The organism is Pseudomonas paraversuta (genome assembly GCF_904063065.1).
Classification (GTDB): domain Bacteria; phylum Pseudomonadota; class Gammaproteobacteria; order Pseudomonadales; family Pseudomonadaceae; genus Aquipseudomonas; species Aquipseudomonas paraversuta.
Window position 1 is genome coordinate 39,903 of the sequence record NZ_CAJFCL010000003.1, and the last position, 26,509, is coordinate 66,411.

The following is a 26,509-nucleotide window of genomic DNA, read 5'->3' on the forward strand; positions in this document are numbered from 1 at the left end:
GTTTACTTAGAAAGTTGGAGAAGGTGAGCGAGGCAGTCAAAGCTTTACTTGAAATAGCGTCTGGGTTTTATCGAATTTTCTTTTGTGTAAAGTGAATTTTCCTACAGTTTTTTTCTGTTTTTATACAGGGGTAGTTGAAGGGGGGTGGGAGTTCCGGGTGGCGACAAGTGTCCGCGTTTGATTCAGCTCGGCACAGGCCGGAAACACGGCGGCCCGCCCTTTTTACAAGGGCGGGCCGTGGTCAGGTCGGGCTGGAGCGCCCGGTCATTTCCCGGGCCATCTCGGTGGCATAGCTATCGGTCATCCCGGCAATAAAGTCGATGATCCGCATAAACGCACGATGCAACGGCCATTGCGGATGGGGGGCGTTATTCCCCAGCAGGTCGAGGATCCGGCGACTCTTGAACGACGGGGTTCGTCCGCCATACTGCTCCAGTGCTGCGCCACAAAAGGCGTTCAGCAGAATTTCGAGCGTGGTGTAGGCGCCGATTTCATGCAGGGTTTTGCGTTTGTCCTGGAAGATCTTCTTGCGCGCCATGTCCTTGGCATCCAGTACACAGCGCTTGGCCGGACCGTGCATGTGCTCCACCAGATCCCCGGGCAGGGTGCCGGCCAGCAGTTGTTCTTGCTGCTCAACGAATGCCAGTGCAGCAGCGTTGGTCAGGTGCTCGATGGCTTTGCCGCGCAGAATCGCCAGCTTGCGCCGTTGGGAGTCCTGGGGGCCGAGCAGGCGATAGGTTTGCGGCAGGTCATCGCCCACCAGCCCCAGTAACAAGGATTCAACTTCGTCATACTGCAGAAGATCCATCTCCAGGCCATCTTCAAGGTCGATCAGTGCGTAGCAGATGTCATCGGCCGCCTCCATCAGGTACACCAGCGGATGCCGCGCCCAGCGCTGGTCTTCGATTTGTGGCAGGCCGAGCTTGTGGGCAATGTTTTCGAGCAGGTGCAGTTCACTTTGATAGCAGCCGAACTTGTGCTTCTTGTAGCCCAAAGCGTCCGCATGGCGTGCGGTCCAGGGGTATTTGAGGAAGGTGCCAAGGGTGGCGTAGGTCAGGCGGGTACCGCCATCGAACTGGTGGTATTCAAGTTGCGTAAGCACCCTGAAGCCTTGCGCATTACCTTCAAAACTCAGGAAATCATTGCGCTCGGCATCGCTCATGTCGTTCAGCCAGCCCCGGTCTGCTGCCTGTTGAAACCAGTTGCGAATGGCGTCTTCACCCGAGTGGCCAAAGGGCGGGTTACCAATGTCATGGGCCAGACAGGCGGACTGAACGACCATGCCCAGGTCGGCCGGATCGCACCATTCGGGCAGCGCGCTACGGATCGTTTCACCAACCCGCATACCCAGTGAGCGTCCCACGCAACTGACTTCAAGTGAGTGGGTGAGGCGGGTATGGATATGATCGTTACTGTTGACCGGATGGACCTGGGTTTTGCGTCCCAAACGACGGAATGCGCCAGAAAATATGATCCGGTCATGGTCTTTATGGAAAGGGCTGCGCCCGAGTTCTTCGGGGCTGTGGTGGGGTTTTCCGAGGCGTTCGCGGTTAAGCAGGGTTTGCCAATCCAAGGCGCTGTGCTCCGTCAGTGACTGAGGCCCCAGCTTCTCGCTTCACACAGGATGGTGCAAGCCGCAGATGGTTCCATGCATGTCCAGGGCATTATCGGTGTTGCCCCCATGTGCAGGAACGAGGCAAGCCCGCTCCTGCACATGGCCCGTCAAGGCTTGCGCGACGAGGCTGCCTGGATGACCATTTTGATCAGTGGCAACAGGCCTGTGGTCAGCCCGATCCAGCGTGATGTTCCATCGCTGCCTTTGCTTTTTGCACTTCTGCCCGTCAGAAAGCCGAGTACGCTGACAAGCCCCACGGCCCACAGCGAGCCGTGCTTTATCCCCAGGTTTTCTTGCCAGTTGCTGGCCATGCCGCGCACTTTTTGCAGTGGTTGCAGCAGTTGTTGCGATTCGTGACGAATCTCCTGGCGGTGCATTTCCATGCGCAGACGGATCAACAGTTTGCGCATCTCGCGCCGTGAGGCGTTTTGTGGCATTTCAGGATGGCTCATGGCATCAATCGCTCACGGTCTTTGGCCAGCTCTTCCAGCGTGGCGTTGAAAGGAGAAGACTCATCGAACACCGCCGCTTTAAGGCGCACGCCGCAGAACGCCGCCGCCAGCGCATAAAACACGCAGAGCCCGATAATGCCGCTCAGGCGATAACTGTCCCAGAGCAATATCAACACCAGCGCCGACAGACCGATCAGCAACAACAGGGCGAACACCAGTGCCAGCCCGGCAAATAACAACAGGCTGACCGTGCGCGCTTTCTGCTCTTGCAGTTCGATGCCCAGCAACTCGACATGGCTATGCAACAGACCCAGAACCGCGGCACCCAAGCGCCGCGGTGTGGAACGGGAGGAGCCGGATTCTTCAGTTGTCATATCAGCGCCGGGTGGCCAGCAGGCCAATCAGAAAGCCCACGCCCGCCGCGATGCCAACGGACTGCCAAGGGTTGGACTGAACATAATCTTCGGTGGCCACTACGGCAGCCTGGCCACGCTCCTGTAACGACTCCTTGGTATCAGCAAGCGATTCGCGGGCCTTGAGCAGGCTGTCCTGGATTTTGGCGCGTACTTCCTCAGCGCCGTCGCCGGCCAGAGTCGCAGAGTGCTCCAGCAATCTTTCCGTGTCGTTGACCAGGGCCTGGAAATCGGCCAACAGGATTTCTTGAGCATTCTTTGCTTTTATGCGGGCCATGGGTAACTCCGTTAGTGGCTTGTTGATGGTTCGAGTGTAGGCATTCGGTGAAGGTTCACTGCATTTCTCTGACACCTTGTGGGATTGCCCAACCTGAATGCCAGAGATATCCCGCTGAGCGATTTAAAACCTTACCTCAATTTATTCATTTTCGCGGGGGAAACCAGACCCTTCCCGCGGCTCTGTACTTTCAAAGCAGCCTTCAAGCAAGTGATAGCGGTTATGCCGCACTTCATCCACCCGGCGCTGTACGGTTTTTTCTGACAGCCCCAGCATGATCAGGGCATGGGAGGCGAGCATCAGGCTCGACTCCAGCAATTCAGGTACCACTTCAGTTGCCCCGGCGGCCTTGAGCTCGGCGAGCTTACTGTCGTCGCGGGTTCTGACCAGAATGGGCACGTCCAGGGTAATGAGCCGGGCCTCCTCGAGCACGCTCATGGCCACGTCCGTGCTATCCACCGCGATAACCAGCAGGCGTGCCCGGTCCAGGCCGATAGCGCGCAGCAAATCACCCCGACGGGCATCGCCGTAGTGCACGCTGCTGTTTCCTTTGGCCGCTTCCTGAATCCGCTCCGGGTCGTAGTCCAGAGCCACGAAGTGTTTGTTCTCGTTGCGCAGAAAACGCCCGATGGACTGGCCAACACGACCGTAACCGCACATCACCACATGGCCATGCAGCTCGGCACTTTGCGCGGCGATTTGTTCCAGCTCGGCTTCTTCATTGGACGTGCGGTGCAGGGCCGCGGCAATTTTAGGTGCGGCCCGCAGCAGCAGGGGAGTCAGCAGCATCGAACAGAAAGTGGCGGCCAGCAGGTAAGCGGCGATATCTGGCGGGATCAGCGAGTTGAGTTGCATCTGGGCCATCAGGGCAAAGCAGAACTCACCGCCCTGGGCCAGCGCCAGGCCACTGCGCCAGGCCGTTTCGCCATCGCTGCCGCGCAGCTTGACCAGGGTCGCGACGACAATGCCTTTGATCAGCATCAAGGCCAGGGTCAGGCCGAGAATCAGAAAGCCGTCGTGAACGAACAGTTGCAGATCGATCAGCATGCCGATACTGACGAAGAACAGCCCCAGCAAGATGTCGCGGAATGGCCGGATGTCGGCTTCAATCTGATGCCGGTAGTGGCTTTCCCCCAGCAGCATGCCGGCCAGGAAGGCCCCCAGCGCAGGCGACAAACCGAGCAGGTGGGTCAGCCAGGCGGTCAGTAATACGATCACCAGTGCCAGCAGCACGAACAGTTCGGCCGATCGGGAAGCAGCAACTTCGTGAAACAGGCGCGGCAGCACGAAGCGACTGGCAAACAGCAGGCCAACAAACAAAATAACGGTTTTGCCCAAGGTGACCGGCAATGCCCAATACCAGGCCTGGTCGCTGCTGCCGGCAAATACCGGTACCAAGGTCAACAACAGCACCGCGACCACATCCTGAAACAGCAGCACGCCAATGGCGTTTTGCCCGTGGCGACTGAAAATTTCGCCCAGGCTGGTCAGTTCCTTGCTCACGATGGCCGTGGATGACAGAGAGAGGCCTGCGCCCAGCAAGAATGCTGTGTTGGCGCTCATCCCGAACGCATACAGCAAGCCGCCCAGAGCCGCGGTGCTCACCAGTACCTGCAGGCTGCCCAGGCCAAACACCACGCGGCGCAACTTGAGCATCTTGGGCAGTGAGAACTCCAGCCCCAGCGAGAACAATAAAAACACCACCCCCAACTCTGCCAGATCAGGCAGGTCCGGGCTGTCATTGACCCAGTCCAGTGCCGTCGGGCCCACCAGCAGGCCGACAGATAAATAACCCAGCACGGGGGGTAGTTGCAGGCGCCGGAACAGCGCGATCACCACCAGGGATGAGGCAAGGATGATTAACAAATTGGCGAACACGAAAGTCTTCCTTGTCAGTTCGAGTAAAAAAGTCGCGAGCATCCAGCAAACGAGCAGTGCCGGCGCTGATGTACATCATTCTTTGCTGCCAACCCCGCAAGGGGCCAGGTTCTTTGCCAGTGCTGGTGTAGGGTAGTCGCAAGCAGCGGTATAGAGCGATTGTATTCTTCTGCCCGGAGGGGGGCGGCCCGCAAACCCAGCGCGCTAGCAAGCGCCTCGACGTCTTGGGGCAAGGCTCTTAAACTGGACGCTTATTCAAACAAGGTCATTATTTATGCCTCCCGAATGTCAACTGTTCGGCACCCTTGGCTGCCACTTGTGTGAACTGGCCGAGGCTGAACTGATGCCTTTGGTCGAACATGGATTGCTGGTGGAGCTGGTGGATATCGCAGAAAGTGAAGCGCTGTTTGAGGCCTATGGCTTGCGCATTCCGGTACTGCGTCGGGTCGATACGGGCGAAGAGTTGAGTTGGCCATTTGATACGGCCCAAGTGGTGAATTTTCTCCAATAGCCCTGGGCGGTTGCAGTGCGCGATAATCACCGGCTGCATTTACCGTCCGAGTTATCTATGTCGACCCAGCCTTTCAACGCCGCCGAGCACCAAGCCAGCACTTTGTACCTGCCTGCCGGTAGCTGGCTAACCGTGCTCGATTGTTTGTGCGAGCACTTTCGCGCCATCAGCCGCGAGCAATGGCTTGATCGCATCGCCCGCGGCCGGGTGCTGGATGCTGACGGTGCGCCGATCAGTGCGCAGTTGCGCTACAAGGAAGGTCTGCGCATTCACTACTTTCGCGAAGTGCCCAACGAGACTCCGATCCCGGTGCAGGAAACCATCCTGTATGCCGACGAGCATTTGGTGGTGGCGGACAAACCGCATTTCCTGCCGGTCACGCCAGCGGGAGAATACGTTGAGCAAACCTTGCTGCGACGCTTGATTCGTACCCTGGGCAATCCGCACCTGGTCCCGCTGCACCGCATCGACCGGCACACGGCTGGCCTGGTGCTGTTCTCGGCCAATCCAGAAAGCCGGTCTGCTTATCAATCGTTATTTCCCACGCGCAAGATCGAAAAACGCTACGAAGCGATTGCCAAAGCCCTGCCTGACCTTGAGTTGCCACTGGTGCACAAAAGCCGGTTGGTGGCGGGCGAGCCGTTTTTCCGCATGCAAGAAGGCCCGGGTGCCAGCAACACCGAGACCCGGGTCGAGGTGTGTGAGAAAAACGCCGATTTGTGGCGATATGCGCTGTATCCGGTGACGGGCAAGAAGCATCAGTTACGGGTGCATATGGCGGCGCTGGGGGCGGGGATATGCAATGACCCGTTCTATCCGGACGTGCTCAAGGATGCACTTGATGACTATGCCAACCCGTTGAAGTTACTGGCCCACAGCCTGCGTTTCGCTGACCCGTTGACGGGGCAGGAGCGCTACTTTGAAAGCCGGATTCATCTGGACTGGTAAACATCCCCCGCAGGCAGCCCCAGAAACAACAAAACCCGCACCAGGCGGGTTTTGTTTTGATGCGAGGCTTACAACTCTTTAACGGTACGAATCTGGTCTTTGTTGATGCGGGTTTCTTTACCGTCCAATTGTTTGAACTGGTAGAAGCCTGAATCTTCATCGTACTTTGGCGTGTCGATTGCCTGGATTTCACGACCGTCGTTGAGCGTGATCACTGTTGGCGAGGCGCAGCCGGCAAGGGCGGCCATGCCAGCAGCGAGCATGAGGGCGGCGAGAGTCCGATGAGTCATTGTGGTTCTCCAACAAATTAAAGTGCTGTTATAGATCTATCTGTCCCTGAGACGTATACAACGTCCGCAAGTTCCCTGGCTAGGGGCACAAGTGCAGCATGCCCGGTCAATCCAGTAGGTCAGGGGTGTTGAAATTGCTAAGCCGGGGGTCATTCTCTGCGCATTGCCAGGCACGGGCATTGAGCTGGAGCATGATTTTACGCGGGCTGCGCTCTCCCGCGAGCCATGCCTGCTCGAAAGCCTCAGCCAGTGCCGTCGGGATCACACAGAACAGCGGCTCCCAGTGTTCGCCGTGGTGCACCATACAGGGTTGCTCCGGATATTGGCGGGCGGCGTTGAGCAGGGCGCAGAGCAAGTCACTGTCGACCCTGGGGGCGTCACAGGGCAACACCAGCAGGTGCGAGTGCCGGGCAACAGCCAGCCCGGCGCGGATACCCGCCAATGGCCCGGCAAAATCCTCATTGCCGTCACTGACCAGCACGTCTGCATAGTCTGCATACAGTTCGCGGTTGCGGTTGCAGGAAATGATCAGGTCATCGGTCAGCGGCCGCGCCACGCGCTGGGCGTGGGCGATCAGCGGCAGGCCCTGCCACATGACCAGGCCTTTGTCCTGCCCGCCCATACGCTGGCCACGGCCCCCCGCCAGCAACAGAATGGAGCATTGAAACTCGCTCATGGATGGACTCCGCGCAACCAGGCAAAAGAAGCGCTGTGATATAACACCGGGCTGTTTCTCCTACAACTGGACCTCGTCTATGAAAGCCAAGGTTGATGTGCCTTTCGTGCCTTTGAACATCGCTGTTCTGACTGTCAGTGATACCCGTACTCTCGAAACCGACACCTCGGGCCAGGTCTTTGTCGACCGCCTGAGCGAGGCCGGGCATCAACTGGCGGCCCGGGTGCTGCTTAAGGATGACCTGTATAAAATCCGTGCCCAGGTCGCGACCTGGATTGCCGATGACAGCGTGCAAGTGGTGCTGATTACCGGGGGCACCGGTTTTACTGCCCGTGACAGCACGCCAGAAGCGGTGAGCTGTTTGCTGGACAAGCAAGTCGATGGTTTCGGCGAGTTGTTCCGGCAGATCTCGGTGGCCGATATCGGCACCTCGACCGTGCAGTCCCGGGCCTTGGCCGGCCTGGCCAATGGCACGCTGGTGTGCTGCCTGCCGGGCTCGACCAACGCAGTGCGCACCGGTTGGGACGGGATTCTGGCCGAGCAACTGGACTCGCGTCACCGCCCATGTAACTTCGTGGCCCATTTAAAGCAGGCGCCGGCCTGTGAAACCCGTGGATAAGCCGGGTCGCACCGGCGAGCTGATGCCCGTCGAAATCGCCCTGGCGCGATTGCTGGCGTTGGCCGAAGCAGCTCCAATTCGCGACACTGAATCGCTCGCGCTAGCGGCCTGCGAAGGCCGGGTGCTGGCCCGGGATCTGATCTCCACCCTCGATCTGCCGCCATGGCCCAACAGTGCCATGGACGGTTACGCGCTGAACCTGGCCGACTGGTCCGGCATGCCGCTGCCGGTCAGCCAGCGAATTTTTGCCGGTCAGGCCCCCGAACCTTTGGCGGCGGGTACCTGTGCGCGGATCTTCACCGGTGCACCCGTGCCCGCAGGTGCCGATTGCGTCGAAATGCAGGAAAACGCTCAGGTCCAGGCTGATGGCCGGGTAGTGTTCACTGAAGCTTTGCACGCGGGTCAGAATATTCGCCCCCAGGGGCAGGAAACCACTGTCGGGGAGACCGTGCTTGCCGCGGGCACCCGTTTGGGCCCGATCGAACAGGGGCTGGCGGCGTCTTTGGGGTGTGCCGCGCTGGATGTGATCAGGCGGGTCAGGGTTGCGGTGTTGTCCACCGGCGATGAACTGATCGAGCCGGGCCAGGCATTGGGCCCGGGGCAAATCTACAACAGCAATCGCGTATTGCTGTGCAGCTGGCTGACGCGCCTGGGGTGTGAAGTGGTCGATGCCGGGATCTTGCCCGACGACTTGCCGGCAACCCGTCAGCGCCTGGAAGAGCTGGGGGCGGTGGACCTGATTCTGTCCACCGGAGGCGTATCCGTCGGCGAGGCTGACTTCCTGGGTATTGCGCTGCGCGAAGAAGGTGAACTGGCGTTGTGGAAGCTGGCAATCAAGCCGGGGAAGCCTCTGACCTGCGGGCATTTTCGGGGTGTACCGGTGATTGGCCTGCCGGGCAATCCGGCATCGACCCTGGTGACCTTTGCACTGCTGGCGCGGCCTTACATCCTGCGCCGCCAAGGCGTACAGGCCGTCGAGCCGTTAAAGTTCCAGGTGCCGGCCGGGTTCGTCTGGCCCAAGGCGGGTAATCGCCGTGAGTACCTGCGTGGCCGGCTGGAGCAGGGGCGGGCGGTGATCTACAAAAACCAGAGTTCGGGTGTTTTGCGCAGTGCAGCCTGGGCCGAAGGGCTGGTGGAAGTGCTTGAAGGGCGAACCCTGGTTGAAGGTGACCTGGCAGGCTTCATCCCGTTAAGCGAAGTGTTGGGTTAAATCCCCGAAGACCTGCAGGCGCGAGCTTTTTATCGAGCTCATATTGAGTAGTGAGCTCGGTATTCTTCAGAAGCTTGCTCCTGCAAAACGCTTACCGTGCCACAGGCACCCGGCCATAAATGTCGCTCAGGCGCACTATGTCGTCTTCCCCCACGTACTCACCGCTCTGCACCTCAATCATCACCAGATCAACCGCCCCGGGGTTGACCAGGCGGTGGGCTCTGCCAGGTTTGATAAAGGTCGATTCGTTACTGTTGAGCTCAAACTGGCGGTCGCCATTGGTGACCTGGGCGATGCCGCTCACCACAATCCAGTGTTCGCTGCGTAGCCGATGCATTTGCAGGGACAGCGCACCTTGCGGTTTGACCACGATACGTTTGATTTTCAGCCCCGGTCCTTCTTCGAGCACCGTATAGGTGCCCCAGGGGCGGGTGACGGTGCGGTGCAGGCGATAGGCATCGTGGTCCTGAAGCTTGAGCGCCTGGGCGATGTATTTAACATCCTGGCTACGCTTGGCATCAGCGACCAGCAAGGCGTCAGGGGTATCAATGATGATCAGGTCGTTGAGCCCGACCCCGCCGACCAGACGTGTGGGCGAGTTGATATAGCAGTTGTGCACATCGTGCAGAACGCTTTCACCATTGCACTGGTTGCCGTTGGCATCCGCCGGGCTCAGCTCACGCACCGCCTGCCATGAGCCGATATCGCTCCAGCCCAATTGACAGGGAACTACCGCCACTTTTGTTGAACGTTCCATCAGCGCGTAGTCGATGGAAATATCGGGTGCCAGGGCGAAGGTGCGACTGTCCAGCTCAAGGTGCAGATCCTGTTGCCCCTCAAACGCCTGACTGTGTTCAAGGCAGTGGCTCACTGCCGTCAGCACCTGTGGCGCGTACTCCTGGAGTTCACGCAGCAGGCTGTCGACCCGCATGCAGAACATGCCGCTATTCCACAGGTGCTGGCCGCCGTCCAGAAATTGCCGGGCCGTGATGGCATCGGGCTTCTCAACAAATTGCGCCACCTGGAACCCGTCACCGTTCAGCGCCGGGCCTTTTTCTATATAGCCAAAGCCGGTTTCTGCCTTGCTCGGGCGGATGCCGAAAGTCACCAGCCAGCCCTGGTCGGCCAATCGCCGTGCGCTGTCGACGGCGTCGGCAAAGGCGGCCAGATCGGTGATCAGGTGGTCGGCCGGCAACACCAGCAGTTGCGCGTCCTCGCCGTAGCGTCGAGCTACGTGTAATGCGGCAGCAGCAATGGCCGGGGCGGTATTGCGTCCCACGGGCTCAAGAATGAAATCCAGAGCCACGGCGCCATCGTTCAGTGGGCGATAGTCATCAAGGGTGCGGAAAAACACCTCGCGACTGGTCACCGTCAGCAAGCGGTTGACGTCTGCCAGGCCAGTTGCCCGATGGAAGGTCTTTTGCAGCAGGCTCTCGCCGTCGGGCAGGCGCATAAAGGGTTTGGGCATGGACTCACGGGACACTGGCCAAAGCCGGGTGCCAGCGCCTCCGGCGATGATGCAGGGAATGAGTGTGCTCATTCAGAAGGCCTCTGGCGTCAATGGGCTGCTTTGGGCGGTGGAGTTTGACCGGTTCTGCGCGATTGATCGACTGGTTGACGACAATAGTGCGGTATCGGGCAAATAAGTCGTGGCAGCATGGGTCTTTTCGGTTCGGCTGCTGTCCAAAAATTCAGACCGCTTTTGTCGAGGGAGATAGAGATGAGTGCAGGTAAGGCATTTTTGATTTTGCACGGTAAGCAAGCGCTCAACGAAGACGTGCGGGCTGCGGTGGAGCAACGGCGCGCCATGGGCTGGGAGCTGACAGTACGCCTGACATGGGAGGCCGGGGATGCCCAGCGGCTTGTGCACGAGGCTCTGGAGGCGGGCTATGACCAGATCATCGCGGGCGGTGGCGATGGCACCTTGCGCGATATTTGCGAGGCCCTGGCATTGGCCGATACCGAGGCCGGTCTGGTGCTGTTGCCGTTGGGCACTGCCAATGACTTTGCCCGGGCTGCCGGTATCCCGCTGCAACCCGATGAAGCCCTGGCCTTGCTGGACGTCCCCGCCCGAGCCATCGATCTGGGGGAGGTGGGTGGCCAGATATTCTTGAACATGGCCACGGGCGGCTTTGGCAGCCAGGTTACGGCCAATACCTCGGAAGACCTGAAAAAGGTGCTGGGCGGGGCGGCCTATCTGTTTACCGGGCTGACGCGTTTCACCGAACTGCACGCCGCGTATGCCGAGCTGCAAGGGCCGGACTTTCACTGGCAGGGTAATTTGCTGGCGCTGGGGATCGGCAACGGGCGCCAGGCCGGTGGCGGGCAGGAGCTGTGCCCACAGGCCCTGGTCGATGACGGTTTGCTGGATATCAGCATTCTGCCTGCACCCCAGGAAGTGGTCAGCACCCTGAAAGAGTTGATGGCCGGCGGCTGGAGCCTGGATAACCTGTTTGTCCGGGCGCGTGTGCCCTGGGTTGAAATCAAGGCGGCCGAGGGGCTTTCAATGAATCTGGATGGCGAGCCGCTGGAGGGTGATGCCATGCGCTTTGAAGTACGCAAGGGCGCGTTGAAGGTGCATTTGCCAGAAAACTCTCCACTGCTCAGCACGTCGACCCCAATTGATCCCGCGCAACTGCAGGAGGGATGACAGCAGCAACTGCCAGTCATAAAGAATCAGCCAGGCCGGCCGATAACCCCGGGCATCAAGCCCTTACGCCCAGGAGTTATTCATGGCCGGCATTCTCGACACGGTAGACCAGCGGACTCAGTTAGTGGGTGAAAACCGGCTGGAACTTCTCATGTTTCGCCTGGCGGGCCGGCAACTGTTCGCGATCAACGTGTTCAAGGTACAAGAAGTCCTCCAACTGCCCAAATTGACCCTCATGCCGCACCGTCACCCTCATGTATGCGGTGTGGTCAACCTGCGCGGCAAAACCCTGCCGGTGATCGATCTGTCCCGGGCAATCGGTATGCGCCCGGTGGTGCCGGGCCCCGACAGCACGATTATCGTCACCGAGTACAACCGTTCAGTTCAGGCGTTCCTGGTGGGCAGCGTGGACCGTATCGTCAATATGAACTGGGAGGCCATTCTGCCGCCGCCGGGCAGTGCCGGGCGCCAGCATTACCTGACCGCGATCAGCAAAGTCGATGAACAGCTGGTGGAGATTATCGACGTGGAAAAAGTGCTGGCCGAGATCGTCCCGTACAACGCTCGGGTCTCGCGCGAAAAACTGGCAGATCCGCTGCTGGAACAGGCCCGTGGCCGTGAAGTGCTGCTGGTGGATGACTCCAGTGTGGCGGTGGCGCAATTGCGTGAAACGCTGTCGCAGTTGGGGCTCAAAATGCATGTTGCCAGCGATGGCCTCAAGGCCTTGAATATGCTCAAGGCATGGGCGGACACAGGCCAGGTCATGACGGACAAGTTGCTGATGATTTTTACCGATGCCGAAATGCCGGAAATGGACGGTTATCGCCTGACCACCGAAATTCGTAACGACCCGCGTTTGCGCAGCCTGTACGTGGTGTTGCACACCTCGTTGTCGGGGAGCTTCAACGAGTCGATGGTGAAGAAGGTCGGCTGCGACAACTTTCTCTCCAAGTTCCAGCCGGACAAGCTGGTGGATGTGGTGCGTCAACGCTTGATGCTGGAGCAAGTGCCGGCGTAACTTCGGGGGAAAAACTGATTTTTGCTCGTATACTTTGGCTTTTTAACTCTCTCGAGGCAGGCCAATGTTGCGTCTAAGCGCGCTTTATCGTTTTCCGCTGAAATCCGCCAAGGGCGAAAGCCTGCCCCAGGCCCGTCTGGACCGGCTGGGCCTGGTTGGTGATCGACGCTGGATGCTGGTCGATGAAGCGAGCGGCAGGTTCCTGACCCAGCGTGCCGACCCTGTAATGAGCCAGCTGTCGGCACTGTGGAACGCCGCCGGCGGTTTGACCCTGAGTGCCCGGGGTTTTGACCCGCTGGACGTGAAGGTGCCGGATGCCGAGTCGAATCTGCGGGGGGTCACCATCTGGCGTGACACTTTGCGGGTGCCGGATGCGGGCGACGCTGCCGCTGACTGGCTAAGCCGCTTTGTCGAGAAGCCGGTACGGCTGGTGCATGTTCCGCTGGAGCGTGCGCGCACCACTGAAGCGGGCTATGGCCGTGATGATGACAAAGTGGCGTTTGCCGATGGCTACCCGCTGTTGCTGATAGGTCAGGCGTCGCTGGATGATCTTGGCGCCAGGGTCGGTCGCGAACTGGACATGCTGCGTTTTCGGCCAAACCTGGTGATTGAGGGCAGCGAAGCCTTTGCCGAAGACGGCTGGAAGCGCATCCGCATTGGTGATACCGAGTTTCGTGTGGTCAAGTCCTGCTCGCGTTGCATCCTCACGACGGTTGATCCGCACACCGGTGTGCGTGATGAACAGCGCGAGCCGCTGGCCACCTTGATGACTTATCGCAAGCAGGCAGAAGGGACTATGTTCGGTCAGAACCTGGTGAATGACGGTAACGGTGTGCTCGAAGTCGGCATGCCGGTAACCATTCTGGAGTAAACCCTTACCCTGTAGGAGCGAGCTTGCTCGCGAGCTGTTAAAAGCTCGCGAGCAAGCTCGCACCTACAGCAAATCGGTGTGTTTACTGGTCGTCAAAATAACGTTCGTGCCAGTCCACCAGCGGCTGCGGTACGTTGAGCTTTTGGCCGTAGATCACCGAATAAGACAGTACGTTCTGCACATACTGGCGTGTTTCGTCGAACGGGATGCTTTCGATCCAGACATCAAAGCCCAGGTGGTTTGCACCCTTGAGCCATTGGCGAACGCGGCCGGGGCCGGCGTTGTAGGCCGCGGAAGCCAGCACCCGGTTGCCGTTGAACTGGCCATGGACCTGACTCAGGTAGGCAGCACCCAGCTGGATGTTCTTGTCCGGGTTGAGTACTTGCTGTGGCGAGGCCAGCGGAATGCTGAATTTGCGTGCGGTTTCTTTGGCGGTGGCCGGCATCAACTGCATCAGGCCGCTGGCGCCCACACCCGAACGGGCGTCATCCATAAAGGCACTTTCCTGACGGGTAATGGCAAATACCCAGCTCGAATGCAGCCCACGAACTTTGGCTTCTCGTACCAGCGTGTCGCGGTGTGCCATCGGGAAGCGAACATCCAGGTCATCCCAATACTGCGCTTGCGCCATGGTACGAATGGCGGGGAAGTACCACTTCAGGTCGTAGGCCAGTTTGGCCTGGGCGACCATTTCATCGCGGCTGAACAAGCGGCTGACGTAATACCACTCGCGTCGGCCATCGACGATTTGTCCGCGCTCGTGAAATTCCAGTGCGCGCTGCACGCCGGGCGTGTTGCGTACTTTATTGATCAGCTGCGGGCTGAGCATCAGCGGCTTGTTATTGAGCTGATACGGGGTCTGGGCCCGGTCGGCGGCCAGAAAGCCGTAAAAATCCCGCTCACCGGCGACTTTTTTGAACAGCGCCAGCGCTTGCGGGTTTTTAGGCTCGGCCAGTTCAAGGCTGCGGGCTTGCCAGTAACGCCAGCGGCTGGTGGTTGCCAGGTCCTGGGGCAGTTTGGTGGTCAACTGGTAGGCGTCTTGCCAGCGTGCCAGGCGTAACAGCAGGCGCAGACGCCATTCGGTGACCGTGTTGTCCCGCAGTTCCGGGTCGTACTTGGTCATGATGTCCAGGCCGCGACTGTCGTAGCGACGGGCGAACGTCAGGCCGATTTCCCGGGCTATGGCGACTTTTTCGTCCCGCGAGAAATGCATGCTGCTGGCGTAGCTGTCGAGCAGGGATGCGGCTTTTTCCGGGTCCTGGCGTGCCAGACGGCGCAGGCCAAGGCCAACGGCATCAGACATGGCTTCGCTGGCGGGGGCGAAGCGCGACGGCTGGCTGAGCATGTCGGGCTTCTGGGCCACATCAATCATCAGCCTGGCTTGTGGGCCCAGCGTGTTGAGGCCGTTGGCCAGGGAGGTGGCAAGCCCGTAGTTGCGCGCTTCAGCTGCCAGCTTGACCCGCTTCCAGCGTTTTTGCTCGGTCAACTGGCCTTCGGCGGCCCACTGGCTGAACAGCGCGTCGCAGGCGGCAGGCTGTGCCTTGCCGACCATCCACAGTTTTTCGGCGTTGGCATAGCCTTCGGCCTTGAGGTTGTGCTTGAGCTGATACTGGCCGTTGAGGCAATCGAGTTCGGTGAAATTGAGCTTGGGGTCGTAATACTTTTCAAAAGTCGCCCAGTCGCCGCGCTCTGCCAGCCAGCGCAGCCAGCGCAACTTCATCCAGTTGGCCTGGGGCAGGTCGCCGTGTTGGGCCAGGAACTGCTCGATTTCAGGGTTGCTGGCCGACTTCAGACGTGCGGTCAGCTCGTCGTAGGCCAGATACGGGGTCAGGGGATAACTGCGCAGCGCGGCGGCATTTTGAAAGTAAGGGCCGGAATCACCCTTGGCCAGGGCGCGCTTGGCATCATCGTAGAGCTGACGTTGTTGAGTGAGGTCTGCAGCGTGGGCGGTTTGCACGGCGCAGGTAGTGAGAAGCAGGCAGGATAAAAAGTTGAAAAGACGACTGCGCATGTGGCTTCCGTACAAATGAAAAACGCGACAAGCGCAGGGCGACCCGCGCTGATTGTGCCGTAGCTTAGCCTTTTGCCAGCGCCCCGTGAAAGCCTTGCCGGCCAACCGGTGCTACTTGGCACTAAATGAAGGGTAGACGGGGCCGTACAAGAAATACCCGGCCGCCTGGGGGCTCAAATCAGGTAGAATGCGCGCCCAGTTTTTGGAGAAGCTCATGACCCTGCTCAAATTCAGCGATGTGTCCCTTGCTTTCGGCTCTATGCCGTTGTTGGACAAGGTGTCCTGGCAGATCGCCCGTGGAGAGCGGGTGTGCATCATCGGCCGCAACGGCACCGGAAAGTCCAGCATGATGAAGCTGGTAAAAGGTGATCAAAAACCCGATGACGGCTCTGTTTGGCGCGCGCCCGGCCTCAAGATTGGCGAATTGCCGCAAGAGTTGCCTGCGGCCGACGAACGGACCGTGTTCGACGTGGTTGCCGAAGGTCTGGACGGTGTTGGTGAACTGCTCGCGCAGTACCACCACCTGAGCCAGAACATCGTTACCGATGCTGATCTGGACAAGCTGATGCACGTCCAGCAAGACCTCGAAGCCCGCGACGGCTGGCGCTTGCAGCAATTGGTAGACAGCACCCTGAGCCGTCTGCAGTTGCCGGCTGACAAAACCCTCGCCGAATTGTCCGGCGGCTGGCGTCGTCGCGTCCTGCTGGCACAGGCTCTGGTTTCCGAACCGGATCTGCTGCTGCTCGACGAACCGACCAACCACCTGGACATCGGTGCTATTGCCTGGCTCGAAGAGGCCTTGATGGGCTTCCAGGGCGCGGTTCTGTTTATTACCCACGACCGTTCCTTCCTGCAGAATCTGGCCACCCGGATTCTGGAACTGGACCGTGGCGGCCTGATCGACTGGAACGGCGACTACGCCAGCTTCCTGGTGCACAAAGAAGCCACCCTGGCAGCTGAAGAAACGGCTAACGCCCTGTTCGACAAGCGTCTGGCCCAGGAAGAAGTGTGGATCCGCCAGGGCATCAAGGCGCGCCGCACCCGTAACGAAGGCCGTGTTCGCGCCCTCAAAGAGCTGCGCGTTGAGCGCAGTGAGCGTCGCGAACGCACCGGCAAGGCCAATATCCAGCTTGATACTGCCGACAAGTCCGGCAAGCAAGTGATGGTGCTGGAAAACGTCAGCTTTGCTCACCCGGGTGGTCCGTTCCTGCTCAAGGACTTCTCCATGGTGCTGCAGCGTGGCGACCGTATCGGTCTGCTGGGCGCTAACGGTACCGGTAAAACTACCCTGCTGAAGTTGATGCTGGGCGGCCTGGTGCCTACCGAAGGCACGGTTGAAGAGGGTACGCGCATCGACGTGGCTTACTTCGACCAGTTGCGCCATCAGCTGGATCTGGAAAAAACCGTGATCGATAACGTGGCCGAAGGCCGCGACTTTATCGATATCGACGGTCAGAGCCGCCACGTGCTCAGCTACTTGGGTGACTTCCTGTTCAGCCCTCAGCGTGCCCGCACGCCGGTCAAGGCGCTGTCAGGTGGTGAACGTGCCCGTCTGTTGCTGGCCAAGCTGTTCAGCAAGCCAGCCAACCTGCTGGTGCTCGATGAGCCGACCAACGACCTGGATGTTGAGACCCTGGAGCTGCTGGAAGAGGTCTTGCTGACCTTCAAGGGCACCGTGCTGATGGTCAGTCACGACCGGGCATTCCTCGACAACGTGGTGACCAGCACCCTGGTATTCCAGGGCGAAGGCAAGGTCCGTGAATACGTCGGTGGTTATCAGGACTGGTTGCGTCAGGGCGGCTCGCCGCGCCTGTTGGGTGTTACCGAGAGCAAATCCGGTAAGGCCGACCTGACTTCGGCAGTGGTCACTGCAGCACCGGCTCCGGCCGCCGCTGCACCTGCACCGGCAGCGAAAAAGAAGCTGAGCTACAAGCTGCAGCGCGAGCTGGAAGCCTTGCCAGGCGATATCGATGCGAAAGAGCAGGCAATTGCCGCCGTTGAAGCCGAAATGGCTGATGCGGGCTTCTATCAGCTGCCAGCCGCCAAAACGGCTGAAGTCATCGCCCGGCTTGAGAAGTTGCAAGCCGAGCTTGAGCAGCTGGTTGAGCGTTGGGCCGAGCTGGATGCCTGATTGAGCACCTGCTGAACTGAAAAAGCCCGGCCCTTTGAACAAGGGGGCCGGGCTTTTTTACTGTTGCGGGAGGCTTAATCAGGTTTTTTCAGGCTGACCGCCAGCACATCGCACGGAGCACCATGCAGCACATCGTTGGCAGTGGAACCCAGCAGCAGTGCCAGGCCGTGACGGCCATGGCTGCCGACCACGATCAGGTCGCAGTTTTCGGCTTTCGCGAAGCCATGGATTTCCTGGCGCGGCTGGCCATAGGCGAGTTTGCAGTTGTCTTTGGACAGTTGCGGGTAGATATCGATCAGGCGTTCAAGGCGTTCCTTGGCCTGATCAAACTGTTGTTGTTGCAGTTGCGACAGGTCCATCGGAACATCGCCGCCAAAGGCCATGGCCATAGGCTCGACGATGTGGATCAGCGACAGTTTGGCACCGTTGGCCTCGGCGCTGGCGCTGGCGCGATAGATCACCGGATCGCATTCTTCGGTCAGATCGACGGCGACTAGAATGTGGGTGTAGGGCTTTGGCGTGGACATGTGCGGCGCTCCTGTAAATGGTGAATTGTTATGAGTATGGCCCTTTTTGTAGAGCCTTGGTTCAAGTCAGGGTCAACTCGTTTAGTCAGGTAATGAGAGTACAGATATGACGGTATGGATAGTGGTGTCAATCCTGGCGCTGGTTCTTAGCCCCCTGGCATGGTTGCGGCCTTCACGTAATCAGAGTGGCCGGATGGATCTGCGCATGGAGGCGCGGCGCATGGGGCTGGCCATGCAACTGGCGCCCCAGGAGTGGCCGCACTGGCTTGAGCCGGAGCCGCCGAGTTCCTGTGCGCAATACCATCGCCCGCGCCGCAGTACTAAGCCTGATGTATGGTGCTATTGGCAATCGGCTCCGGGGAAATGGCTCAATCGCTGGCAGGAAGAATGTGTGGATGAGCGCTTGCTGGCGCAGTTTGAAAAGTTGCCGGCCAACGTCTACAAAGTTGAGGCCGATGCGCAAATGATCGTGCTGGTATGGGGCGAACGGGGCGATCCTGCGGTCTTGAAGGCCATTGATCAAGTGCTCCGGGCGCTGGCGTAGCGCTTGTGGAGCGAGCTTGCCTCGCGATGCAGGCACTGCGTTTTGCTTGAAACACCGCGGTGATGCAATGGCGGGGCAAGCCCGCTGCTGCAGGGTGGTTTTGTCATCGTTGTTTTGGACAATTGACAATCGCGGGCTTTTCCCTGAAGGTGTCGACACCCAAATCAAACGGGCGTATGAATTGAGCGTTTGTCTTCCTCGACGGCGCTCACAGAACCCCGACTATCGCGTTGGCGGGTGTGCCTGGCGGCCTGGCATCAACATTGACGCAAAGGTCAGTGACAGCCAGACGCTAGCGTCCGACGTGTACTGTTCAGCTTCCATATCGTGGAGATCAGTTGATGATTTACGAAGGTAAAGCCATCACGGTTACGGCTCTTGAAAGTGGCATCGTCGAACTCAAGTTCGATCTCAAGGGTGAGTCCGTCAACAAGTTCAACCGTCTAACCCTGAACGAATTGCGTCAGGCAGTGGATGCGATCAAGGCAGATGCTTCGGTCAAGGGTGTTATCGTTTCCAGCGGCAAAGACGTGTTTATCGTCGGCGCAGACATCACCGAATTCGTCGAAAATTTCAAGTTGCCGGATGCTGAGCTGATCGCGGGTAACCTCGAAGCCAACAAAATCTTCAGTGCTTTCGAAGACCTCAATGTACCTACCGTTGCGGCCATCAATGGCATCGCGTTGGGTGGCGGTCTGGAAATGTGCCTGGCAGCGGACTTCCGCGTCATGGCCGACAGCGCCAAGATTGGCCTGCCTGAAGTAAAACTGGGCATCTACCCGGGCTTCGGCGGCACCGTACGTTTGCCGCGTCTGATCGGCGTTGATAACGCTGTTGAATGGATTGCCTCGGGTAAAGAAAACCGCGCTGAAGACGCCCTGAAAGTCGGCGCCGTTGATGCTGTTGTCACCCTGGACAAACTGGGTGCAGCTGCGCTGGACGTGATCAAGCGCGCCATCAGTGGCGAGCTGGACTACAAGGCCAAGCGCCAGCCAAAGCTTGAAAAGCTCAAGCTGAACGCAATTGAACAAATGATGGCTTTCGAAACCGCCAAAGGTTTCGTCGCCGGCCAGGCCGGACCAAACTACCCGGCCCCGGTTGAAGCGATCAAGACTATCCAGAAAGCCGCGAACTTCGGTCGTGACAAGGCGCTGGAAGTTGAAGCCGCAGGTTTCGCCAAACTTGCAAAAACATCGGCTTCGCAATGCCTGATCGGGTTGTTCCTCAACGACCAGGAATTGAAGAAAAAGGCCAAGGCCTACGACAAGATCGCCAAAGACGTGAAGCAGGCAGCCGTACTCGGCGCTGGCATCATGGGCGGCGGTATTGCCTATCAGTCGGCTTCCAAAGGCACGCCGATCCTGATGAAAGACATCAACGAACACGGCATCGAGCAAGGTCTGGCAGAAGCCGCCAAGCTGCTGGTAGGTCGCGTTGATAAAGGTCGCATGACCCCGGCGAAAATGGCCGAAGTGCTCAACGGTATTCGTCCGACCCTGTCTTACGGTGATTTCGGCAACGTCGACCTGGTGGTCGAAGCTGTAGTCGAGAACCCGAAGGTCAAGCAGGCCGTACTGGCTGAAGTGGAAAACCACGTCCGCGAAGACGCGATTCTGGCGTCCAACACTTCGACTATCTCCATCAGTTTGCTGGCCAAGGCCCTCAAGCGTCCGGAGAATTTTGTCGGCATGCACTTCTTCAACCCGGTGCACATGATGCCGCTGGTTGAAGTGATTCGTGGCGAGAAATCCAGCGACCTGGCTGTAGCAACCACCGTTGCCTACGCCAAGAAAATGGGTAAAAACCCGATCGTGGTCAACGACTGCCCGGGCTTCCTGGTCAACCGCGTGCTGTTCCCGTACTTCGGCGGTTTCGCCAGGCTGGTCAGCGCCGGTGTCGACTTTGTGCGCATCGACAAAGTGATGGAAAAATTCGGCTGGCCGATGGGCCCGGCGTACCTGATGGACGTGGTCGGCATCGACACCGGTCACCACGGTCGTGACGTGATGGCTGAAGGCTTCCCTGATCGCATGAAAGACGATCGCCGCTCGGCGATTGACGCTCTGTACGAAGCCAAGCGCCTGGGCCAGAAGAACGGCAAGGGCTTCTACGCCTACGAAGAAGACAAGCGCGGCAAGCAGAAGAAAGTCGTTGATTCCAGCGTACTTGAAGTGCTCAAGCCGATTGTCTACGAGCAGCGCGACGTGACTGACGAAGACATCATCAACTGGATGATGATCCCGCTGTGTCTGGAAACCGTACGCTGCCTGGAAGACGGCATCGTTGAAACTGCGGCCGAGGCCGATATGGGTCTGGTTTACGGCATTGGCTTCCCGCTGTTCCGTGGCGGCGCATTGCGCTACATCGACTCGATCGGTGTTGCACAGTTCGTGGCCCTGGCTGATCAGTACGCTGAACTGGGCGCGCTGTACCACCCGACTGCGAAGCTGCGCGAGATGGCCAAGAACGGTCAGAGCTTCTTCGGTTAAGCGCCCCATTAGAGTGAGAGTGAAATTATGAGCTTGAATCCTAGAGACGTGGTGATTGTTGACTTCGGTCGCACCCCGATGGGCCGCTCCAAGGGTGGCATGCACCGCAACACCCGTGCTGAAGACATGTCTGCGCACCTGATCAGCAAAGTGCTGGAGCGCAACAACAAGGTTGACCCGAACGAAGTGGAAGACGTGATCTGGGGCTGCGTAAACCAGACCCTGGAGCAGGGCTGGAACATCGCACGCATGGCGTCGCTGATGACCCAGATCCCACATACTTCGGCCGCGCAAACCGTGAGCCGGCTGTGCGGTTCGTCCATGAGCGCCCTGCACACTGCTGCCCAGGCGATCATGACCGGTAACGGTGACGTTTTCGTGGTCGGTGGCGTCGAGCATATGGGTCACGTGAGCATGATGCACGGCGTTGATCCTAACCCGCACATGTCGCTGTACGCGGCGAAAGCCTCGGGCATGATGGGTCTGACCGCTGAAATGCTGGGCAAGATGCATGGCATCACCCGCGAGCAGCAGGATGCCTTTGCCGTGCGTTCTCACCAGTTGGCCCACAAGGCGACCATTGAAGGCAAGTTCAAAGACGAAATCATCCCGATGCAGGGATATGACGAAAATGGCTTCCTGAAAATGTTCGACTACGACGAGACCATTCGTCCGGATACGAGCATGGAAAGCCTGGCTGCGTTGAAGCCGGCCTTCAACCCCAAGGGCGGGACAGTGACTGCGGGCACTTCGTCGCAGATTACCGATGGTGCCTCGTGCATGATCGTAATGTCGGCCCAGCGTGCAAAAGACCTGGGTCTTGAGCCGCTGGCAGTGATCCGCTCGATGGCTGTTGCCGGTGTGGATCCGGCGATCATGGGCTATGGTCCTGTACCGGCCACGCAAAAAGCATTGAAGCGCGCAGGCTTGAATATGGCCGATATCGACTTCATCGAGCTCAACGAAGCTTTCGCTGCACAGGCCCTGCCGGTGCTGAAAGATTTGAAAGTGCTCGACAAGATGAATGAGAAGGTTAACCTGCACGGCGGTGCCATCGCCCTGGGCCATCCATTTGGATGTTCGGGTGCTCGCATCTCCGGCACTTTGCTCAATGTAATGAAGCAAAATGGCGGCACTTTCGGGTTGTCCACCATGTGCATTGGTCTTGGCCAGGGCATTGCCACTGTCTTCGAACGCGTCTAAAGCGTTGCGTTGATGGAAGCCGGGGCCATGTGCCCCGGTTTTTGTTTTTTGGATGTTTTGAATTTTTTTCTTTTAGGGAGCGCAACATGTCGGTACAACTTGGGCTCTACCAACACTATAAAGGCCCGCAATATCGGGTGTTCAATGTGGCGCGCCACTCCGAGACCGAAGAGGAGGTCGTGTTTTACCAGGCCTTGCATGGTGAATTCGGCTATTGGGTGCGTCCGCTGAAAATGTTTATTGAAACGGTCGAATATGAGGGCAAAACAGTCCCCCGATTCGCTCTGGTAAAGGCTGAACCGAGTATTTTTCCCAAGCCATGAGGCGAGGTCGCGCAGAACCCTGTGCTTGACCTCACCTTGTAGCCACTATATATAGCGGTGCCGCGTCAGGCGCGAACCGCCTTTCACTTCTAGAATTCAGGAATTTTCTGATCCATGGGCAAATCGCTGGTCATTGTGGAATCCCCGGCTAAGGCCAAGACCATCAACAAGTACTTGGGTAACGAGTACGTGGTGAAGTCGAGTATCGGCCATATCCGAGACCTGCCCACCAGCGGTTCGGCTAGCGCCAGCAAAGAACCTGCTGCCAAGCGCGGCAAGGCGGCGGCTGGTGAAGTGCCGGCCCTGTCGCCAAAAGAGAAGGCTCAAAAGCAGCTGATCTCGCGCATGGGTGTCGATCCGGAACATGGCTGGAAAGCCAAGTACGAGATCCTCCCGGGCAAGGAAAAGGTCATCGAAGAGCTGCGCCGGCTCGCCAAGGATGCTGACACCATCTATCTCGCAACCGACTTGGATCGCGAGGGGGAAGCCATTGCCTGGCACCTGCGCGAAGCCATCGGTGGTGATGACAGCCGCTACAAGCGTGTGGTGTTCAACGAAATCACCAAGAAGGCGATTCAGGAAGCCTTCTCCAGGCCGGGCGAGCTGGACATCAACCGTGTCAACGCCCAGCAGGCGCGTCGTTTCCTCGACCGCGTGGTGGGTTACATGGTTTCGCCGCTGCTGTGGGCGAAAATCGCCCGTGGCCTGTCGGCCGGTCGGGTGCAGTCGGTTGCCGTGAAGCTGGTGGTTGAGCGTGAGCGTGAGATCCGTGCCTTCAACCCTGAAGAATACTGGGAAATCCACGCCGATCTGGGCACTGCCAAGGGCGCGAAAGTGCGCTTCGACGTTGCCCGTGAAAAAGGCGAAGCCTTCAAGCCGCTGAACGAAACTCAGGCCATGGCGGCGCTGGAGAAGCTAAAAGCCTCCAGCTACACCATCTCCAAGCGTGAAGACAAGCCAACCAGCAGCAAGCCTTCTGCGCCATTCATTACTTCCACCCTGCAACAGGCCGCGAGTAACCGCCTGGGCTTCGGGGTGAAGAAAACCATGATGATGGCCCAGCGTCTGTACGAAGCCGGCTACATCACGTATATGCGTACCGACTCCACCAACCTTTCGGCTGATGCCGTGGAAATGGCGCGCACTTACATCGAGGGTGAGTTCGGTGCTGCCTACCTGCCGCCGGCCCCCAACGTATATAGCAGCAAGGAAGGCGCGCAGGAGGCTCACGAAGCCATTCGTCCTTCTGACGTAAACACCGATCCAAGCAAGCTGTCGGGCATGGAACGTGATGCTGAGCGGCTCTACGAGCTTATCTGGCGCCAGTTTGTTGCTTGCCAGATGCTGCCGGCCAAATACCTGTCGACCACCGTCAGCGTCGCTGCTGGTGACTTTGAGCTGCGTGCCAAGGGCCGCATCCTGAAGTTCGACGGCTACACCCGGGTCATGCCGCAAATTGCCAAGCCTGGCGACGACGATGTACTGCCGGACATGGCCCAGGGCGACGTGCTGAAACTGATCGAACTCGATCCGAGCCAGCACTTTACCAAGCCGCCTGCGCGTTACTCCGAAGCCAGCCTGGTAAAAGAGATGGAAAAACGCGGTATCGGTCGTCCTTCGACCTACGCCGCGATCATCGGCACCATCCAGGATCGTGGTTACGTGGCGCTGCATAACCGCCGCTTCTACTCCGAAAAAATGGGCGACATCGTTACCGAGCGTTTGTCCGAGAGCTTCTCTGACCTGATGGACTACGGCTTTACCGCCGGGATGGAAGAAAATCTCGATGATGTGGCGCACGGTGAGCGCGACTGGAAAAACGTGCTGGACGAGTTCTATGGCGACTTCAAAAAGAAACTTGAAGTAGCGGCCGCGCCGGAAGGCGGGATGCGTGCCAACCAGCCGGTAATGACCGACATCCCGTGCAAAGAGTGCGGGCGTCCGATGCAGATTCGTACCGCGTCGACCGGTGTATTCCTGGGTTGCTCGGGCTACAGCTTGCCGCCTAAAGAGCGCTGCAAGGCCACGGTCAACCTGGTGCCTGGCGACGAAATTGCTGCCGACGACGAGGGTGAGTCCGAATCGTTGGTGCTGTTGGGCAAGCACCGCTGCCCGATTTGCAGCACCGCGATGGATGCGTACCTGCTGGATGAGAAGCACAAGCTGCACATCTGCGGTAACAACCCGGATTGCACCGGCTACGAAATCGAAGAAGGCAGCTACCGCATCAAGGGCTACGAAGGGCCAAGCCTGGAGTGCGACAAGTGCGGTAGCGAGATGCAGCTCAAGACCGGTCGTTTCGGCAAGTTCTTCGGTTGCACCAACGCCGAATGCAAAAACACCCGCAAACTGCTGAAAAGTGGTGAAGCTGCGCCGCCGAAAATGGACCCGGTAAAAATGCCGGAGCTCAAGTGCGAGAAGGTCAACGACACGTATATTTTGCGTGACGGTGCTTCGGGGTTGTTCCTGGCGGCCAGCCAGTTCCCGAAAAACCGCGAGACCCGTGCGCCGCTGGTGATTGAAATCGTGCCGCACAAGGACGAGATCGATCCCAAGTACCACTTCCTGTGTGAAGCGCCGAAGAAGGACCCGGATGGTCGTCCAGCGGTGATTCGCTACAGCCGCAAAACCAAGGAGCAGTACGTGCAGACTGAAGTTGAAGGCAAGCCGACAGGCTGGCGTGCCTTCTACGACGGCAAAAGCTGGAAGGTTGAAGACAAGCGTAAAGAGAAAGACGCTTGATTTAGCGTGACGGCTTAACAAAAAACCGCGCAAGGGCTGCATGCCTTGCGCGGTTTTTTTGTGATTGTCCTGTACGGGCCTGTGGCAACTGCAACAAAAGCGCAGGATTGGCGCTTGCTCCCGTAGCCCCTGATCCCTGAGACTGCTCAGTCTGCACTTATCCAATTCGCTGTGGAGCGCGCCCGCATGGCTCATGAACTCTATACCCGCACCAATCAGAAAATTTACTTCGCCGGTCTGGCCCTGGATGCCATGAACAAGGCCGGCGAAGGTCGGGCCATGAATGCTCAGGCGCTGGTACAGGCCGAACGCGAATCAGCGGTGTTCCATTTGTATGGTGCATTGCTCGGGCTGTGCCATGAAATCGCGGGTTTCTACCGTCTGCCTCAGGCCGGCGCGCCCAGGGTTGAACTGTTGCTCACTCAGGAGGTGCTGGAGGCAATAGCCATCCCCGAACTGGCAGAAATGGTCGAGCTGGCGCGTGCGCCGCAAACCTGGCTGGCCCAATTGATCGCCGCCCATGGGGCGTTGTACCAGCCGTTGCAGGCTCCGAAAAAGGTCAAGGCAGATGTCTTCCAGCCCTTGATCGTAGCGGTCAATCTGGAGGACGAGACACCCGGGGAGTTAGGCCGGGAAACCCTGGAAGAGTGGCGCCAGAACTTGAAATCCCTGGCTGTCCGCTTTCGCGACGGGCTCAATGAGTGCTGATGGTCGAAGGCAAAACTGTACAGTCATTCATCAGTCTGTAATGAAACCAGCACAGTTCCTGGCAAATTCCCAGTGGATGACTGATATAATCCCGCGCTTTCGTGGAGAACAAACTTTTATGCCAACGTCCTTTCTTGAAATTGTCGAATTGCCAGACGGCCGTATCGAGTTGCGTCGGGCTGAAGACGAGGGGTCTTTGGTGACGCTGAACTTCTCTGAAGATGCCAAGGCTTTTCTTCAGGGTCAGCACGTAGAGGTGGCCAAGGCCATGCTTAGCGTAGGTGTGCAGATGGCGGGCCGACTGGCCGAAGGCGAACTCGAAAAGGATGACGGACCGCGTATTCTTCATTAAGACGCGATCCATGCCCCAGGCGTGTCACGGACCGGCTTTTGTATTCAGCAA

Annotated in this window: 25 protein-coding genes; 15 read left to right on the forward strand and 10 right to left on the reverse strand. The window is 58.7% G+C overall.

The window, feature by feature from the left end; all coding sequences use genetic code 11:
- Positions 1-241: 241 nt before the first annotated feature.
- The 5 genes from JQ845_RS06305 to JQ845_RS06325 all read right to left on the reverse strand — a co-directional run bounded on the left by JQ845_RS06305 (position 242) and on the right by JQ845_RS06325 (position 4,635).
- Positions 242-1,573, reverse strand: a complete 1,332-nt coding sequence (locus JQ845_RS06305; protein WP_003446591.1) for a deoxyguanosinetriphosphate triphosphohydrolase — start codon at positions 1,571-1,573, stop codon at positions 242-244.
- Between the two features lie 149 nt (positions 1,574-1,722).
- Positions 1,723-2,067 carry a hypothetical protein gene (locus tag JQ845_RS06310; protein ID WP_003446593.1) on the reverse strand — a complete coding sequence of 115 codons (345 nt, stop codon included), beginning with the start codon at positions 2,065-2,067 and terminating at the stop codon, positions 1,723-1,725.
- The gene (locus tag JQ845_RS06315) at positions 2,064-2,441 is read right to left on the reverse strand and encodes a phage holin family protein (protein ID WP_003446595.1); all 378 of its coding nucleotides are present in this window, start codon (positions 2,439-2,441) and stop codon (positions 2,064-2,066) included. The genes JQ845_RS06310 and JQ845_RS06315 overlap by 4 nt, the downstream gene beginning before the upstream one ends.
- Position 2,442: 1 nt before the next feature.
- A complete protein-coding gene (locus JQ845_RS06320) occupies positions 2,443-2,757 on the reverse strand; it encodes an ElaB/YgaM/YqjD family protein (RefSeq protein WP_003446596.1) in 315 nt (104 codons plus the stop codon).
- Positions 2,758-2,898: 141 nt separating this feature from the next.
- A complete protein-coding gene (locus JQ845_RS06325; protein ID WP_203008773.1) occupies positions 2,899-4,635 on the reverse strand; it encodes a cation:proton antiporter in 1,737 nt (578 codons plus the stop codon).
- A gap of 274 nt (positions 4,636-4,909) precedes the next feature.
- Here JQ845_RS06325 and JQ845_RS06330 point away from each other — a divergent pair, with 274 nt between their 5' ends.
- Together JQ845_RS06330 and JQ845_RS06335 are read left to right on the forward strand one after the other, a co-directional pair.
- Complete coding sequence (locus JQ845_RS06330; RefSeq protein WP_003446600.1) at positions 4,910-5,146, forward strand: glutaredoxin family protein; 237 nt, start codon at positions 4,910-4,912, stop codon at positions 5,144-5,146.
- Positions 5,147-5,203: 57 nt separating this feature from the next.
- The gene (locus JQ845_RS06335; RefSeq protein ID WP_127195840.1) at positions 5,204-6,094 is read left to right on the forward strand and encodes a pseudouridine synthase; all 891 of its coding nucleotides are present in this window, start codon (positions 5,204-5,206) and stop codon (positions 6,092-6,094) included.
- Between the two features lie 68 nt (positions 6,095-6,162).
- On the opposite strand, the gene JQ845_RS06340 is transcribed toward JQ845_RS06335, so the two are convergent.
- Positions 6,163-6,384, reverse strand: a complete 222-nt coding sequence (locus JQ845_RS06340; RefSeq protein ID WP_003446602.1) for a YgdI/YgdR family lipoprotein — start codon at positions 6,382-6,384, stop codon at positions 6,163-6,165.
- A gap of 106 nt (positions 6,385-6,490) precedes the next feature.
- Positions 6,491-7,060 carry a molybdenum cofactor guanylyltransferase MobA gene (gene mobA / locus JQ845_RS06345; RefSeq protein ID WP_003446603.1) on the reverse strand — a complete coding sequence of 190 codons (570 nt, stop codon included), beginning with the start codon at positions 7,058-7,060 and terminating at the stop codon, positions 6,491-6,493.
- A gap of 79 nt (positions 7,061-7,139) precedes the next feature.
- Here mobA and moaB point away from each other — a divergent pair, with 79 nt between their 5' ends.
- Complete coding sequence (moaB, locus tag JQ845_RS06350; protein ID WP_003446604.1) at positions 7,140-7,679, forward strand: molybdenum cofactor biosynthesis protein B; 540 nt, start codon at positions 7,140-7,142, stop codon at positions 7,677-7,679.
- A complete protein-coding gene (locus JQ845_RS06355) occupies positions 7,663-8,889 on the forward strand; it encodes a molybdopterin molybdotransferase MoeA (RefSeq protein ID WP_203008774.1) in 1,227 nt (408 codons plus the stop codon). Before moaB ends, JQ845_RS06355 begins: the two co-directional genes overlap by 17 nt.
- Positions 8,890-8,980: 91 nt before the next feature.
- Here JQ845_RS06355 and JQ845_RS06360 read toward each other — a convergent pair whose 3' ends face one another.
- Positions 8,981-10,429 carry a mannose-1-phosphate guanylyltransferase/mannose-6-phosphate isomerase gene (locus JQ845_RS06360; RefSeq protein WP_203008775.1) on the reverse strand — a complete coding sequence of 483 codons (1,449 nt, stop codon included), beginning with the start codon at positions 10,427-10,429 and terminating at the stop codon, positions 8,981-8,983.
- 180 nt (positions 10,430-10,609) lie between these two features.
- Between JQ845_RS06360 and yegS the strand changes: the two genes are divergently transcribed.
- The 3 genes from yegS to JQ845_RS06375 all read left to right on the forward strand — a co-directional run bounded on the left by yegS (position 10,610) and on the right by JQ845_RS06375 (position 13,428).
- Positions 10,610-11,539 carry a lipid kinase YegS gene (gene yegS / locus JQ845_RS06365; protein WP_161720056.1) on the forward strand — a complete coding sequence of 310 codons (930 nt, stop codon included), beginning with the start codon at positions 10,610-10,612 and terminating at the stop codon, positions 11,537-11,539.
- Between the two features lie 82 nt (positions 11,540-11,621).
- Positions 11,622-12,557 (forward strand): chemotaxis protein CheV, encoded by a 936-nt coding sequence (locus tag JQ845_RS06370; RefSeq protein WP_161720058.1) that lies wholly within the window; start codon positions 11,622-11,624, stop codon positions 12,555-12,557.
- A gap of 64 nt (positions 12,558-12,621) precedes the next feature.
- Complete coding sequence (locus JQ845_RS06375) at positions 12,622-13,428, forward strand: MOSC domain-containing protein (RefSeq protein ID WP_003446609.1); 807 nt, start codon at positions 12,622-12,624, stop codon at positions 13,426-13,428.
- 82 nt (positions 13,429-13,510) lie between these two features.
- Here JQ845_RS06375 and JQ845_RS06380 read toward each other — a convergent pair whose 3' ends face one another.
- Entirely contained in the window at positions 13,511-15,439 is a 1,929-nt protein-coding gene (locus JQ845_RS06380; protein ID WP_003446610.1) for a transglycosylase SLT domain-containing protein, read from the reverse strand.
- Between the two features lie 214 nt (positions 15,440-15,653).
- On the opposite strand from JQ845_RS06380, the gene JQ845_RS06385 reads away from it, so the two are divergent.
- Positions 15,654-17,570 (forward strand): ATP-binding cassette domain-containing protein, encoded by a 1,917-nt coding sequence (locus JQ845_RS06385; protein WP_003446611.1) that lies wholly within the window; start codon positions 15,654-15,656, stop codon positions 17,568-17,570.
- A 74-nt stretch (positions 17,571-17,644) separates the two neighbouring features.
- Here the strand turns inward: JQ845_RS06385 and JQ845_RS06390 are convergent, their stop codons facing one another.
- Positions 17,645-18,097, reverse strand: coding sequence for a universal stress protein (locus JQ845_RS06390; RefSeq protein ID WP_003446612.1), 453 nt, complete (start codon positions 18,095-18,097; stop codon positions 17,645-17,647).
- Positions 18,098-18,203: 106 nt separating this feature from the next.
- Here JQ845_RS06390 and JQ845_RS06395 point away from each other — a divergent pair, with 106 nt between their 5' ends.
- From JQ845_RS06395 to JQ845_RS06425, 7 genes are all read left to right on the forward strand, one after another.
- The gene (locus tag JQ845_RS06395; protein WP_003446613.1) at positions 18,204-18,641 is read left to right on the forward strand and encodes a hypothetical protein; all 438 of its coding nucleotides are present in this window, start codon (positions 18,204-18,206) and stop codon (positions 18,639-18,641) included.
- A 341-nt stretch (positions 18,642-18,982) separates the two neighbouring features.
- Entirely contained in the window at positions 18,983-21,130 is a 2,148-nt protein-coding gene (gene fadB / locus JQ845_RS06400; RefSeq protein WP_127195845.1) for a fatty acid oxidation complex subunit alpha FadB, read from the forward strand.
- 27 nt (positions 21,131-21,157) lie between these two features.
- Entirely contained in the window at positions 21,158-22,333 is a 1,176-nt protein-coding gene (fadA, locus tag JQ845_RS06405) for an acetyl-CoA C-acyltransferase FadA (protein ID WP_003446615.1), read from the forward strand.
- Between the two features lie 86 nt (positions 22,334-22,419).
- A complete protein-coding gene (locus tag JQ845_RS06410) occupies positions 22,420-22,656 on the forward strand; it encodes a DUF1653 domain-containing protein (protein ID WP_003446616.1) in 237 nt (78 codons plus the stop codon).
- Positions 22,657-22,770: 114 nt separating this feature from the next.
- Entirely contained in the window at positions 22,771-25,398 is a 2,628-nt protein-coding gene (gene topA / locus JQ845_RS06415) for a type I DNA topoisomerase (protein ID WP_003446618.1), read from the forward strand.
- A gap of 186 nt (positions 25,399-25,584) precedes the next feature.
- Complete coding sequence (locus JQ845_RS06420) at positions 25,585-26,106, forward strand: DUF6586 family protein (RefSeq protein WP_003446619.1); 522 nt, start codon at positions 25,585-25,587, stop codon at positions 26,104-26,106.
- Between the two features lie 118 nt (positions 26,107-26,224).
- Positions 26,225-26,458, forward strand: coding sequence for a hypothetical protein (locus JQ845_RS06425; RefSeq protein WP_003446620.1), 234 nt, complete (start codon positions 26,225-26,227; stop codon positions 26,456-26,458).
- Positions 26,459-26,509 lie beyond the last annotated feature (51 nt).

What these genes read in the sequence shown, in the direction of transcription:
- JQ845_RS06335 (WP_127195840.1), top strand. Translation starts at nt 5,204, where the DNA reads ATGTCGACCCAGCCTTTCAACGCCGCCGAGCACCAAGCCAGCACTTTG.
- JQ845_RS06375 (WP_003446609.1), top strand. Translation starts at nt 12,622, where the DNA reads ATGTTGCGTCTAAGCGCGCTTTATCGTTTTCCGCTGAAATCCGCCAAG.
- JQ845_RS06425 (WP_003446620.1), top strand. Translation starts at nt 26,225, where the DNA reads ATGCCAACGTCCTTTCTTGAAATTGTCGAATTGCCAGACGGCCGTATC.
- yegS (WP_161720056.1), top strand. Translation starts at nt 10,610, where the DNA reads ATGAGTGCAGGTAAGGCATTTTTGATTTTGCACGGTAAGCAAGCGCTC.
- JQ845_RS06390 (WP_003446612.1), bottom strand. Translation starts at nt 18,097, where the DNA reads ATGTCCACGCCAAAGCCCTACACCCACATTCTAGTCGCCGTCGATCTG.
- JQ845_RS06310 (WP_003446593.1), bottom strand. Translation starts at nt 2,067, where the DNA reads ATGAGCCATCCTGAAATGCCACAAAACGCCTCACGGCGCGAGATGCGC.
- JQ845_RS06380 (WP_003446610.1), bottom strand. Translation starts at nt 15,439, where the DNA reads ATGCGCAGTCGTCTTTTCAACTTTTTATCCTGCCTGCTTCTCACTACC.
- JQ845_RS06370 (WP_161720058.1), top strand. Translation starts at nt 11,622, where the DNA reads ATGGCCGGCATTCTCGACACGGTAGACCAGCGGACTCAGTTAGTGGGT.
- JQ845_RS06320 (WP_003446596.1), bottom strand. Translation starts at nt 2,757, where the DNA reads ATGGCCCGCATAAAAGCAAAGAATGCTCAAGAAATCCTGTTGGCCGAT.
- mobA (WP_003446603.1), bottom strand. Translation starts at nt 7,060, where the DNA reads ATGAGCGAGTTTCAATGCTCCATTCTGTTGCTGGCGGGGGGCCGTGGC.
- JQ845_RS06395 (WP_003446613.1), top strand. Translation starts at nt 18,204, where the DNA reads ATGACGGTATGGATAGTGGTGTCAATCCTGGCGCTGGTTCTTAGCCCC.
- JQ845_RS06315 (WP_003446595.1), bottom strand. Translation starts at nt 2,441, where the DNA reads ATGACAACTGAAGAATCCGGCTCCTCCCGTTCCACACCGCGGCGCTTG.
- JQ845_RS06385 (WP_003446611.1), top strand. Translation starts at nt 15,654, where the DNA reads ATGACCCTGCTCAAATTCAGCGATGTGTCCCTTGCTTTCGGCTCTATG.
- topA (WP_003446618.1), top strand. Translation starts at nt 22,771, where the DNA reads ATGGGCAAATCGCTGGTCATTGTGGAATCCCCGGCTAAGGCCAAGACC.
- fadA (WP_003446615.1), top strand. Translation starts at nt 21,158, where the DNA reads ATGAGCTTGAATCCTAGAGACGTGGTGATTGTTGACTTCGGTCGCACC.
- JQ845_RS06340 (WP_003446602.1), bottom strand. Translation starts at nt 6,384, where the DNA reads ATGACTCATCGGACTCTCGCCGCCCTCATGCTCGCTGCTGGCATGGCC.
- JQ845_RS06360 (WP_203008775.1), bottom strand. Translation starts at nt 10,429, where the DNA reads ATGAGCACACTCATTCCCTGCATCATCGCCGGAGGCGCTGGCACCCGG.
- JQ845_RS06330 (WP_003446600.1), top strand. Translation starts at nt 4,910, where the DNA reads ATGCCTCCCGAATGTCAACTGTTCGGCACCCTTGGCTGCCACTTGTGT.
- fadB (WP_127195845.1), top strand. Translation starts at nt 18,983, where the DNA reads ATGATTTACGAAGGTAAAGCCATCACGGTTACGGCTCTTGAAAGTGGC.
- moaB (WP_003446604.1), top strand. Translation starts at nt 7,140, where the DNA reads ATGAAAGCCAAGGTTGATGTGCCTTTCGTGCCTTTGAACATCGCTGTT.
- JQ845_RS06420 (WP_003446619.1), top strand. Translation starts at nt 25,585, where the DNA reads ATGGCTCATGAACTCTATACCCGCACCAATCAGAAAATTTACTTCGCC.
- JQ845_RS06410 (WP_003446616.1), top strand. Translation starts at nt 22,420, where the DNA reads ATGTCGGTACAACTTGGGCTCTACCAACACTATAAAGGCCCGCAATAT.